The organism is Aliidiomarina sp. (assembly GCF_022565475.1).
Taxonomy (GTDB): domain Bacteria; phylum Pseudomonadota; class Gammaproteobacteria; order Enterobacterales; family Alteromonadaceae; genus Aliidiomarina.
In genome coordinates this window covers 1-12,812 of the sequence record NZ_JAIUMR010000010.1, presented here as the reverse complement: position 1 = coordinate 12,812, position 12,812 = coordinate 1, and the positions used below count along the sequence as shown (strand labels likewise).

General features: G+C 47.9%; 11 protein-coding genes and 1 rRNA gene. 5 read left to right on the top strand and 7 right to left on the bottom strand.

Translation table 11 applies throughout. The features are described 5' to 3' along the window. Positions 1 to 115 precede the first annotated feature (115 nt). From LAT77_RS09465 to nspC, 5 genes are all read left to right on the top strand, one after another. A complete protein-coding gene (locus tag LAT77_RS09465) occupies positions 116 to 589 on the top strand; it encodes a hotdog fold domain-containing protein (RefSeq protein WP_290564320.1) in 474 nt (157 codons plus the stop codon). An 11-nt stretch (positions 590 to 600) separates the two neighbouring features. After that, positions 601 to 2,520: a GNAT family N-acetyltransferase gene (locus LAT77_RS09460; protein WP_290564319.1), complete on the top strand. Its 1,920-nt coding sequence runs from the start codon at positions 601 to 603 to the stop codon at positions 2,518 to 2,520. Positions 2,521 to 2,592: 72 nt separating this feature from the next. Then, positions 2,593 to 4,740 (top strand): prolyl oligopeptidase family serine peptidase, encoded by a 2,148-nt coding sequence (locus LAT77_RS09455; RefSeq protein WP_290564318.1) that lies wholly within the window; start codon positions 2,593 to 2,595, stop codon positions 4,738 to 4,740. Positions 4,741 to 4,833: 93 nt separating this feature from the next. Next, positions 4,834 to 6,036, top strand: coding sequence for a saccharopine dehydrogenase family protein (locus LAT77_RS09450; protein ID WP_290564317.1), 1,203 nt, complete (start codon positions 4,834 to 4,836; stop codon positions 6,034 to 6,036). 60 nt (positions 6,037 to 6,096) lie between these two features. Beyond that, entirely contained in the window at positions 6,097 to 7,233 is a 1,137-nt protein-coding gene (gene nspC, locus LAT77_RS09445) for a carboxynorspermidine decarboxylase (RefSeq protein ID WP_290564316.1), read from the top strand. Positions 7,234 to 7,336: 103 nt separating this feature from the next. Here the strand turns inward: nspC and LAT77_RS09440 are convergent, their stop codons facing one another. From LAT77_RS09440 to rrf, 7 genes are all read right to left on the bottom strand, one after another. After that, the gene (locus LAT77_RS09440; RefSeq protein ID WP_290564315.1) at positions 7,337 to 8,080 is read right to left on the bottom strand and encodes a type III pantothenate kinase; all 744 of its coding nucleotides are present in this window, start codon (positions 8,078 to 8,080) and stop codon (positions 7,337 to 7,339) included. After that, positions 8,058 to 9,047 carry a bifunctional biotin--[acetyl-CoA-carboxylase] ligase/biotin operon repressor BirA gene (birA, locus tag LAT77_RS09435; RefSeq protein ID WP_290564314.1) on the bottom strand — a complete coding sequence of 330 codons (990 nt, stop codon included), beginning with the start codon at positions 9,045 to 9,047 and terminating at the stop codon, positions 8,058 to 8,060. Before birA ends, LAT77_RS09440 begins: the two co-directional genes overlap by 23 nt. Next, positions 9,044 to 10,036: a UDP-N-acetylmuramate dehydrogenase gene (gene murB / locus LAT77_RS09430; protein ID WP_290564313.1), complete on the bottom strand. Its 993-nt coding sequence runs from the start codon at positions 10,034 to 10,036 to the stop codon at positions 9,044 to 9,046. The genes birA and murB overlap by 4 nt, the downstream gene beginning before the upstream one ends. Positions 10,037 to 10,054: 18 nt before the next feature. After that, positions 10,055 to 10,597 carry a YaeQ family protein gene (locus LAT77_RS09425; RefSeq protein WP_290564312.1) on the bottom strand — a complete coding sequence of 181 codons (543 nt, stop codon included), beginning with the start codon at positions 10,595 to 10,597 and terminating at the stop codon, positions 10,055 to 10,057. Between the two features lie 85 nt (positions 10,598 to 10,682). Further along, the gene (locus tag LAT77_RS09420; RefSeq protein WP_290564311.1) at positions 10,683 to 11,024 is read right to left on the bottom strand and encodes a hypothetical protein; all 342 of its coding nucleotides are present in this window, start codon (positions 11,022 to 11,024) and stop codon (positions 10,683 to 10,685) included. Positions 11,025 to 11,032: 8 nt separating this feature from the next. Beyond that, complete coding sequence (locus tag LAT77_RS09415) at positions 11,033 to 12,373, bottom strand: FAD/NAD(P)-binding oxidoreductase (RefSeq protein WP_290564310.1); 1,341 nt, start codon at positions 12,371 to 12,373, stop codon at positions 11,033 to 11,035. 335 nt (positions 12,374 to 12,708) lie between these two features. Beyond that, a 5S ribosomal RNA gene (gene rrf / locus LAT77_RS09410) occupies positions 12,709 to 12,812 on the bottom strand; the annotation flags it as partial.

The window sequence follows — 12,812 nt, the reverse complement described above, 5'->3', positions numbered from 1 at the left end:
GAAACTACGCCCTCGCTAACGAGGGCGTTTTTATTTGTTTTCCTCGCTGATGCATGTTTGCTTGATGATTATGCTAGGATTCACTCACGCAACTTGAACCTAAATGAGATATTCAATGGCAAATAATTACCTGCTTTCGCTGTATGCGAAGACTTTAAAGCTGCCTTTCGGCCGGAAGATTTTTTCAGCCATGTTTGCCCGCAAGGCGCCTTATTTTCGCACCATAAGGCCGCTGGTCACCGAGTTACGACCGGGCTTTTGCGAGTTAACCTTCCGCAAGCGCAAGTCGGTCGAGAATCATATTGGTACTGTCCATGCCATTGCCTTGTGTAATGGCCTAGAAATGGCCATGGGTGCAGTCGCAGAAGCCTCGATTCCAAATCATCTGCGCTGGATTCCGAAAGGCATGAACGTCGAGTATACCGCGAAAGCAAATAGTGACATTCGCATTACTGCTGAAGTATCTGCCGACGCTTGGTCTGCGGGTGATGTCGCCATCGACGTGACCGGTTACCGTGACGACGGTAGCGCAGTCATTCGTGGCCAGATTATTGTTTATGTATCGGAAAAACCGGCGCGTCCGCGTTGAAGCCAAACCTAATGACAATTGCAGCCGACCGCCAACTGATCATTCGCCAGACCGACGCGCCATTTTGTCAACGACCGGACCTCGGGTTTGACTCTTTAAATCTCGCACATTGCTTGAGTTTGAACAGTACGCAAATTGCGCATTACCGACACTACTTGGGCCGCGAGTTTGCCTGGGTAGAACTTGACTGTCGCGATAGCTTTCATGCCAACGCCATTGCGGCACTGGCGGGAACATTAATCGCTGGTGGCACGTTAGTAATTTGGCTGACAAGCTCGATAACCCCAGCTATGCAACGTTTCTTAACGATCGCTAAACAAATTTACCCCGCTTATCGCCTATTCCACGACGGTGCACCTCGCGCTATAGCGACTCGGCCTTTTCAACTCACTGACGATCAAACACAAGCGTTAAACGCATTAAATCAAGGACTCGAACAGCCACAGGCAGCTGCGGTTATCTTAGCACCACGGGGACGGGGAAAATCAACCGTCCTAGGCTTGTGGATGAAAAGCGCACCAGCGACGTCCAGCTTTGTACTGTGCGCGCCATCACGAAAACAGGCGCAGAGCGTGTTTCAATACCTTGACCAGCGTTCCATTAAATTTATTGCCCCTGATCAGCTGCTCACCGTCAAGCTCGATCCGAGTACATGGCTTGTGATTGATGAAGCTGCTTCTGTTCCCGCTCATGTTCTACTCAATGTTGCCTTAAAGCATCCTCGGCTCGTGCTTAGCTCAACGACTGAAGGCTATGAGAGTGCAGGTCGTGGTTTCCTATTTCGATTCCTTAAACAACTCCCGGATCACTATTCAAGTATCAACTCGATTAACCTGCGACAACCCGTGCGCTGGTCAAGCGCTGACTCGTTAGAAAAGGTGATCAATCGGTCGTTTTGTTTGACTACGACGGAATACACTTATGTTGCAAAACAATCGAATTCGCCTGCCTTCGAACTCGACGATGACGATCCGTCCATTGATTACCAATTTTGTCACGCCTCCGCGCTCGAACCGGAAGTCATAGAAGCTGCTTTTCAATTGCTTATGGCGGCGCATTATCAGACCAGTCCAAATGATCTCAAACTGCTGCTCGACGATGCCAAGCAAAAGCTACTGATTCAATTTTATCAAGATCAAGTTGTCGGCGTTTGCTGGCTATGCGAAGAGGGGCCGCTGCCGCAGTCTATTCATCACGCTATTCTACAGGGTAAGCGACGTCCACCAGGGGCTTTGCTACCGCAGGCTTTAGCATTTGGGCTGCGAGTCGAGTCAGCGTTGATGAGCGCATGTGTACGGATTGTACGCATTACCATTGGCGACGCGTTGCAAGATCTTGGTCTGGGCTCTCGTCTTTTACAGCAGATAAAGCTTCACTATCCGAATCATTTACGCGGCACAAGTTTCGGGTTAAATGCTGACTTACATCGATTTTGGCAACGGAATAATTATTTGCCAGTGCGCATGGGCAATCATATCGACTCAGCAGCAGGATTGCCGGCAGGCCTTTATGTCGATGCCAGTGGAGTACAAAATAGAGCTCTGCAAGCTGAACTTGACCAAGCGCGAACCATATTTTGGTATTCACTTCAACATGCTCTGGTGTTTCAGACGCTACCAACTCTGCAGGCAGAGTTAATCGCACAAGTCCCTCCGCCATCTGAATTCTATTGGGATGAACTCATGCCCATCGTTGAACAGCGTCTGCAAGCATTTGTCCATGGCTGGACTCCATTTGATTATATCCAAGCTTTACTGGCTGCGCTGTTACACATTCGACCTCAGGTCATACCCTCAAAACATTTTGAGCTGCTGTCAAAAGCATGCCAAACAGATCTCGCAGCCCTTGCCAAAACAACTGGATTCCAAGGCAAGAAAGAGCTTGAAGCGGAACTTAGGATCATTTGTCGAGATTTGAATCTCAAGATATAGTCTTCTTCTTAACGTCAGTGTTTAGCCTGCCCTCTAACGCAGCGACAGGTAATTCCAAAAGGAACTTAGTCCATGAAAATACGATCGTTATTACTGACCGCAGGAGTGTTTGCAATGACTGGCTGTAGTCAAATTGATACGACCACTAGCACACCGACCACGAGTCTCGAGTATCCTCTGTCACGCACCGTTAACCAAGTTGATGACTATCACGGTGTTCAGGTTGCGGATCCCTATCGGTGGCTAGAAAATATGGACAGCGGCGAAGTTCGTGCCTGGATACAGGCACAAAATCAATTTACCCAACCATACTTAAACGCACTGCCAAGTCGTGAACACTTCAAAGAGCGGCTTACCGCACTTTGGAACTACGAGCGGGTCAGCACGCCCTTCAGAAAAGGTTCACGTTATTTTTATTACCGGAATGACGGGCTACAAAACCAAGCCGTTTTGTATGTGAGCGAGAATCTCAATCGACCAGCGCGTGAACTGATCGATCCCAATCAGTTTAGCAGCGACGGAACCATTTCCCTGTCGCGGGTTTATATCAGCCCACGGGCCAATTATATTGCCTACGGCGTCTCTGATGGCGGCTCGGATTGGGTGGACTTTAAAGTTCGCAACATTACTACGGGCGAAGACCTGTCAACGCTGATTTCAGCGACTAAATTTACCAATCTCGCTTGGCTACCGGATGAAAGCGGATTTTTTTACAGCCGTTATCCAGATGGCGAAGATGGGCGTCCAGATGACCAACAAACCGTAGAAATCTACTTTCACCTCCTTGGTACGCCGCAAGATCGTGACTTACTCGTTTATGCCGTCGACGACGGGCGGCCTATCAATCCGTATCCACAAATCTCCAACGATGGACGTTTCTTAATTGCGAATCATTGGGAAGGTTATTTTGCCAATGCGGTTCATGTACTTAATCGCCGTCAAGACGATGCAGAATGGCAGCCTTTGTTTGACGATTGGGATGCGCTGTATAGCGTCATTGCAACCGATGGCAATATCTTTTACGTCAATACAACGAATAATGCACCAACGGGCCGGGTTATTGCTGTCGATATCACTCGTCCTGAACCTGAGCATTGGCAAGAAATCATACCCGCGCGCGAAGAAACCTTGGATAGTGTGAGTTACGTGGGCGGACATTTTTTTGCCAACTATTTGAAAGATGCGCAGTCACAGATTGAAATTTATTCGGCTCATGGTCGTCACTTGCGTACCCTAGATTTGCCCGGTATTGGCACAGTTTCAGGGTTTACCGGCGACCCTGAGCATATGGAAACATTTTTTAGTCTGACCAGTTTTACTCAGCCAAGTAATATTTATCACTATGATATCGCGAATCAGCATTTGAAGTTACATCACCGAACTGAAGTGAATGCTGATTTAGCAGGACTGATCACCGAGCAAGTATTTTTCGAAAGCAAAGACGGTACCCGTGTGCCCATGTTTATCATTCGCCATAAGGACGCACCTCGAGATGGCTCCAATCCTGCACTTCTCTATGGCTATGGCGGCTTTGGCGTCTCTTTAACACCAGGATTTAGCGTCGCCCGAACCGCTTGGCTCGAACAAGGTGGAATCGTTGCAATTCCAAATCTTCGTGGTGGTGGTGAGTACGGTAATGCTTGGCATCGTGCGGGCACCAAGTTGGACAAACAAAACGTTTTTGATGACTTTATCGCTGCCGCCGAATACCTCATTGAAGCGCAGTACACACAACCAGGAAAACTTGCTATTCAAGGCGGTTCGAATGGCGGCTTATTGGTGGCGGCAGTGATGACTCAGCGCCCAGAGCTTTTTGCCGTTGCTTTGCCGGCCGTGGGTGTACTCGACATGCTCCGTTACCATACGCCGAGTGCCAACGCTCGTGCTTGGAGCAGTGACTTCGGCTTGAGTGAAAATGCAGATGAATTCGAGGCTCTGTATGCCTATTCTCCGATTCATAATACCAAGCCTGGCGTATGCTACCCAGCGACGTTAATCACCACAGGCGATCACGATGATCGTGTGGTACCATGGCACAGTTATAAATTTGCAGCGGTGCTGCAACGCGATCAAGGCTGTGATAATCCTGTTCTTTTGCGCGTTGAAACCCGTGCTGGACACGGCGCTGGAACACCGACCTGGATGGCCATTGAACAGATCGCAGACCAATGGGCGTTCATGCACAAATATTTAGGAATGGATAAGGCGGAAAAAGAGTAGTTTTCGCGAATAATCATTGCATTTAAACACGGGCGTAGGCAAAATCTCGCCCGTTTTATATACACGACCCAAGCATAAAAAGGGGTGAATATTATGTCTCGAGTTTTGATTATCGGTGCCGGCGGAGTTAGCGGCGTCGTTGTAAAAAAATGTGCGATGTTGCCGGAATATTTCGACGAAATTCATTTGGCTTCGCGCACGATTTCTAAGTGTGAAAAGTTACAAGAAGAAGCTGGTAAAGACCGCGTAGTCGGTGTTTATGCTGTCGACGCAGACAATGTCGATGCACTGGTCGCCTTAATCGAGAAAGTGCAGCCAGCACTTGTCATTAACGTGGCGCTGCCTTACCAAGACTTGCCAATCATGGATGCATGTCTTGCGACTGGCGTTCACTATTTAGACACAGCGAACTACGAGCCAAAAGACGAAGCGAAATTCGAATACAGCTGGCAGTGGGCTTATCATGAGCGTTTCAAAGAAGCGGGTTTAATGGCCCTGTTAGGTTCTGGTTTTGACCCTGGTGTGACCAACGTCTTTACTGCTTATGCAGCGAAGCACTACTTCGACGAAATTCATTATTTAGATATCGTTGATTGTAACGGCGGTGACCACGGTCAAGCATTCGCAACCAACTTCAACCCAGAAATCAATATTCGTGAAATCACCCAACGTGGTAAGTTCTGGGAGAATGGCGAGTGGGTTGAGACCGATCCGATTAGCGTACGCAAAGACCTCGACTACCCAGGCGTTGGTGTTCGCGCATCGTACTTGCTATTCCACGAAGAGCTTGAGTCATTGGTGAAGCATTTCCCAACGATTAAACGCGCGCGCTTCTGGATGACGTTTGGTGACGCTTACCTGAACCATTTACGTGTATTAGAAGGCATTGGCATGACCTCAATTCAGCCAATCGACTTCAATGGTCAGAAAATTGCACCGCTTGAATTCCTTAAGGCAGTGTTACCAAACCCAGGCTCACTAGCTGAAGGTTACGAAGGCTTAACCTGTATTGGGACTTACATCACAGGTATCAAAGACGGTAAAGAAAAAACTATCTTTATCTACAATAACTGTGACCATGCTGCCTGTAATATTGAAGTGGGCGCGCAGGCGGTTTCTTACACCACAGGCGTACCCGCTATGATCGGTGCTTCATTAATGCTGGAAGGTGCGTGGATGAAACCGGGTGTTTGGAATATGGAACAGTTCGATCCAGACCCGTTTATGGAGCGCCTCAACAAATATGGCTTGCCATGGCAAGTTGTTGAAGTTGACCGCAACCCACTTGCTGAGTGATCTTGCTTAAGTTAAATAACCGGCTCTTAGGAGCCGGTTTTTGTCAGGAGTTATAGTCGTATGTCGAATCCATACCTGTCACCGGCGATTCCGTCGCCGTGTTATGTGCTGAACGAGAATAAGCTTATTGCGAATCTCGAGCTCATGGAGCGCGTGCAAAAAGAAAGTGGTGCACATATTATTCTGGCACTGAAAGGTTTCTCCATGTGGAGTTCGTTTCCTGTGGTGCGTCAGTACCTGAAAGGCTGTACCGCTAGCTCAGCTTGGGAAGCAGAACTGGCTGCAGATACGTTCGGCCGCGAAGTGCATGCCTATTCGCCAGCGTATAAAGACTACGACATCGAAGTGATTCTGAAGCACTGTAATCACATTTCGTTCAATAGCCTGACTCAATGGCAACGCTATCGTGATCAGTGCACTGCAGCGGGTGTTTCTATGGGCTTGCGGATTAACCCAGAACATCGTGAAGCAGAAACTGAATTGTACGACCCTTCTGCCCCGGGTTCACGTTTAGGCGTGCCTGCGGCGCAATTAGAAGGTGTGGATCTGACTGGAATCGAAGGCTTCCACGTGCACAATTTATGTGAGTGTGACTCCTATGCCCTCGAGCGCACGTTGGCGGCTGTCGAGAAACGCTTTGCCAAGTATCTGCCGCAATTGAAGTGGTTAAACCTTGGTGGCGGACACTTAATGACACGCCAAGGCTATGACGTCGATCACTTAATTGCCCAGCTCAAACGCTTGCGCGAAACCTACGATATTGAAGTTATTCTTGAGCCGGGCTCTGCAGTCGCATGGCAAACCGGTCCGCTGGTGTCTGAAGTCGTCGATATTGTCGAGAATAATGGCCAGATCGCTATCCTCGATATCTCTGCGACAGCACACATGCCAGACGTTTTAGAAATGCCTTATCGCCCAGCGATTACCGACGCTGCCGACGCTGGTGTTAAACCATTTACTTATCGTTTAGGTGGCAATAGTTGTTTGGCTGGGGATGTCATCGGTGAATATTCATTTGACCATGAGTTAAAGCCAGGTGACCGCGTCATTTTTGAAGACATGATTCACTATACGATGGTGAAAACGTCGTTCTTTAATGGGGTTGAACATCCGTCTATCGGTATCTTACGCAGCAATGGCGAATTTGAGTTGGTGCGTAAATTTGGCTACGAAGACTTTAAAGCACGCTTATCGTAAGCGTGCTTTTATGTTGAATACAAATTAGTCCAGCGTGAGGATAGGTATCATCGCCGAAGCGATCGTAACTAGCTTGTCAGCACGGTCTTTTTGAACATGCTTCTTAAACAGGCTTCTGCTCATACCAACGAGCGAGGCCTTCTAAGACTAAATCCGGTCGACGTTCAACGCGACAATTAAAGCGGTCCAATAGCGCTGCGTTGATATGTTCATGATCCCCACCCGTTAAATAGCAAGTGAAACCACGATCGCCAAACACGTGCTTGCTGTGCTGCAACGCTTGCTCGACAAAGCCGCGCAGTGCCGCCTGACAGCCGAGGTAAACAGCATATTCCGTACTCGTACCGAGTGCCTCTGCTGGCTTTTCAGCAGTCATTCGGAGTTTGCTACTGCGCTGAATTAAAGACTCTTGCATAAGACGAAAGCCGGGGCTTATCCAACCACCTAAATGATGACCTTCTTCATTAATGACATCGAGCGTAATCGCTGTGCCGGCATCAATGATCATCGCATTGGTTTGTTCGGCACGAGCGACTAATAAGGTTAACCAACGATCGACGCCATAGGTGCTCGGGTTCGCATAGCATTGCGTTACATCAAAGCCGGTTTGGGTCTCGGCAATCGATAACTGCTTTTTGTACTGAGCAGAAAACTGCCGTAACGCTTCAATAAAGTCACTTTCAGCAACTGACGCGACCGCTAAGTGGTCAAAGTCTAAAGTCTGCAACAATGCCACAAGCGCTTCGAAGCCTTGACCACGGTTGAGAAATTTGGGTCTGCTAGCCGCTTGGTAAGAAGCCAATTTCCAAGCGGTATTGCCGACTTCAAGCAGTAATGTCACGGACACTAATTTCGCCCCCAAAATAACGTTTTACTTCATCGCCTTGCTTCAACAAGAACGCGCCCAAATCATCGATACCGAGTCCGATGCCAACCTGTTCATGCTGACCTAACAACAACTTAATCGGCTGTTGATAGAAGTGGTCAAGCGCTCGCCAACGCTGAATAAATGGACCGAGGCCTTGTAGGTCATGTTCATGAAGTAACTGGAGACAATGGCTGTAAAGCTTTGCTGCCCATTGATTGCGGTCGAGTTCACTGTCAAGATGCTCTTGAATTGCAGTAAAGGGTTGGTCAATCGGCGCGTTAGTTGCCAGTGCTAAATTAACGCCTATCCCGACAATCGCGTGCCCCTCGCCTTGAGCCTGTCCTTCAAGTTCAACCAAGATACCCGCGACCTTTTGACGATGAATATACACGTCGTTCGGCCATTTCAAACTGACACCATCGACACCAGCATCGATGATGGTTTCAGCGACAGCAATGCCAAGAACAACACTTAAGCCGATAGCGCTGTTTAAGCCTTGAGGCAATGGCCAATAGACCGACATATAAAGGTTGTTGCCAAATGGCGAAAACCACTGCTTGCCACGCCGCCCTCGCCCCTTTGTTTGCATTTCCGCCAAGACCGCGGTTCCTGCCTGCAGCGTACTGTTCGTCGTCAGCTGATGCTTGATGTCATCATTAGTCGATTCAGTAACATGCTTAAGCGTGACCAGAGCTTCACTGGCTTGAGGCGGTAAATGGGATTGAAACTTCTTGGTATCGAGCAGCTGAATCGGGTGGGCAAGTTTATAGCCCTTTCCCGTCACTCGATAGATATCTAAGCCGAGACTTGCCAGCTTTTCAATGTGGTTATTGATTGCTGCACGCGAGAGTCCGAACTCATCGCCCAACTGTTGTCCGGAATGGAATTGACCATCGGCAAGCTTTTGAATCAGCAAAGAATCGATTTCGTTGTGATCATAGCTCATGAGTATATTAATCCGTAGTCATTCAATAAACGCACTTCGGGTTCGAGTTCAACACCATAGCGTTCACGCACATTGGTTTGTATATGTTCTGCAAGCGATAGAATATCAGCACCTGATGCATTGTTGCGATTCACTAACACCAAGGCTTGGCGCTCGTGAACGGCCGCACCGCCAACGCTCAGTGACTTGAGCCCAGCTTTATCAATTAACCATGCGGCAGCCAGTTTACATTCTCCATTGGCTTGCAAAAATACCGGTATCCCCGGGAAATCGGCCTGCAAACGCTGACAGTCAGCCTGAGGAATAACAGGATTCTTGAAAAAGCTGCCTGCGTTGGGTACCCGAGCAGGATCAGGAAGCTTCTGTTGGCGAATCTTGATCACATGCGACATAATCTGCTCTGCTGTAGCATCAGACGCTAAGCTAGCAAGGTCAGGATAACCCAGTACCGCTTGCCAAGCTTTTGGAAAAAAGAAATGAACACCAGTGATAAACCAATGCCAATGCGCTGGCCGCTTGAAAATACTGTCTCGGTAAGCAAATTCACATTCTTCGTGACTTAAAGTGGTTTGCACATGCAACTTACAATCATAAACCTCGACTCGGTCAATAAATGTTGCAACTTCAACACCGTAGGCACCGATGTTTTGCACTGGTGCTGCACCTACACTGCCCGGTATCAGCGCTAGATTTTCACTCCCGTAAATACCGAGTCCGATGAGTTTCACCACCAACTTATGCCAATTCTCGCCTGCAGCAGCGTAAACATGCCAGCCAGTTTCGCTTTCTTTAATCTCTATGCCAGACAATCGATTGATTATTAACTGTCCATTGAAGTCTTCAGTGAATATTGTATTGGTTCCTTCCCCAAGAATATACGTATCATTCTTCCACACCAGCGACTGAAGCGCTCCAATAGAGTCAATTTCAATGACCTGCTTTGCGTTCACATCAACAGCGAAACTATGTTTTTGTTTTAAAGGAAACAAGAGCAACCTCTTTGGAAATTAAGAATGCAAAGCGATAAATTGAAAAACGATCGAGTGATGTTCCGTACCATCGATAACCGTTAAATAAAACGTACCATCAGCAACGGTTAATTCGATTTTCATATTGCGGCCGAGCAGAGGCTTAAGCTCCGCAAAAACGTCCTCTGGTACCGCCAAGATTTCCATTTCGCTTTTGATAGCTTTCGGTAGCTCTTTTTCTTGCCAAATCCGACGATTACCATAAACAAGCAGTGAATACTTCTTGGCTTTCCTAGCGGCTTTTGTCATCCGCTCCGCATCCGGCAAGCCGACATCAATCCAATGTTCAATCTGGCCATCGAGACCAATTTGCCATAAAGCTGCTTCGTCGCTATCGGACAGCCCGCGACCAAATTCGACCTGTTCATGATACCAAAGCAAATAGGCAAGCAAACGTGTCAACATTCGGTCTTCAGTTTCCGATGGATGTCTTGCGACCACAAACTTGAGCTCCGCGTATACATGCGAGTCGGTATTGGATAAGGAAACTAAAAATCGATACGGAGTAGCCGAAAGCGCCATAATGCCTGTTCTCTAAAGTGAATTGTGCATTATAGCGCCTTTTTAGCCAAAGCTCATGTTGACCGAAGACAATCGATGGATCCAGTTACGCCTTTTTGAATACCTTCCATACTGGCACGGTGAGTAGTGTGATAACGATAGCACCCGCGAAGGAGGCTCCAAACAGAGCAGCATAGTCAACGAGACTGCCAAGATTGTGATGACGTGCGCCAGTGAGCAGAGGAGCCAATAGCAACAAAAGGATGAAACTAACCAACCCTGTCAGGATTAACTCCTTCCGTACCTCAGTGACATGAGTTTTATGACTGCGTGCACTCGCTGAAATCAATAAAACCACCTCAATGATTACCAACATCACAAATAACGGCCAGTAGGGACGAAGCACCTCAAGAATTACGGCAATAATACCTAAGAATGAAAAGCTCATACGTGCTCCTATACGCGACCGCGCAACATAGCGTTATAAGCGCCGCGTAACATTTTGTCTTTCATAATCCATGGCACCCATTGCTCCTTGAGTGGATCAATAAATCCAAAGGACGGTACCATGTTGAGGTCATAATCAAACTCAACAAGCATCGCTTGCCCGCGTTCAGTAATGAGTGGGCACGACGTGTAGCCATTGTAATGCGCATCCGGGGTTTCATCGTTTATGACTCGCAACAAGTTATGCACCACGACAGGTACTTGTGCTTTAACACTTGCTGCAGTCTTACCGATCGGCGTTCCTACGCAATCACCAGCACCAAACACGTTCGCATAGCGCTTATGCTGTAATGTATGACGATCCACTTCCAACCAACCTGAGAATGGGCCAGTCTGCCAGCTCAAATTACTCTCACGAATCGGTTGTACGGCTTGCATGGGCGGGACAACATGAATAAAGTCGTAATCTTTATGCACAATACCTTGTTCCGTTGAAAAAGTAGCACGCTGCCGTTCCGGCTCTATCGATACCAACTGTTGGTTCCAATGAATATCTATTCCGCGTTCAGGAAAGTTAACCTTTAAGAAGGTATCTACGTCGGGTTGTGAGAAGATCCCGGTTCCTGGCGCTGTATAAAAGAAGTCGGCACGCTCGCGCATTTTTCGTTGACGTAAGAGGTGTTCGGTTAACATCGCTATTTTGAGCGGCGCTCCGGCACATTTAATCGCCCCCGGCGGACGCGTAAAAATACCGACACCACCAGAGTGAGCAAATTCGTCAATCGCTTTCCATGTGCCTTCAGCGCTCTCCGGGGTGTCATAGACACAACCAATGCCGTGACGGCCAATTAAATCGGCGCGCATGCCCTCTATCGCAGAGAAATTAAGTTCCAGACCAGTGGCAATCAATAAGTAGTCATAGTGAATGAGCTCTCCACCAACCAAAAGAACTTGGTTTCGATCAGGATCGACAGACTGTACAACGGATTTTACCCAATTTACGTCCTTTGGTATGTAGCGGCTATTTTGATCAAGCATTGCGGCGGTTCGCCAAATGCCGGTTGCGACTAACGTCAGGCCAGGTTGATACAAGTGTCGTTCGCGGTCATCAATAATGGTTATTGATGCCCCCTTAGTTTCTCGAGTAAGTCGATTCGCTAAAGAGATACCTGCCGCACCAGCGCCTAATATCACAATTCTTGATGTCGTATTTACTGGCTTTGCCTCAACCGTTGTAAATGGACTAAGACCTATTAGCCCTGCACCAATTAAACCTGCTGTCGATAACTGAAGAAAATGCCGTCGCTTAATTCGAATTGACTCTTGCTCTGTCTTATCTTTATGCAACATTCGTGTTACTCCAGGACAATCAAATATGAACTCTATACCCATGCTGAGCTTGCATCTATTAGGATAGACTAATATAAAAGAGTTATTGAAGTTTGCGACGTTTTAATTTCGACGAATCTTGACGTGGTAGAACCAAATGAAAAGAAGAGCAGGCATTTTAAGGCCTACAGCTAGAGGAGGCGTCCTTGGGCGTTTTGTCGCAGTTCAGAAATCATCGGGAAAATTATAGAGTTCGCATATGAATTCTGCTTCGCCCTACGCGAGAGTAGGACACACGGCGAGCTCAAACGAAAAAAGCCCTTCGCATAATAGCGAAGGGCTTTTCCGTATTAGGTGCCTGGCGGTGTCCTACTCTCACATGGGGAGACCCCACACTACCATCGGCGCTGACATGTTTCACTTCTGAGTTCGGAATGGATTCAGGTGGTTCCACGTCGCT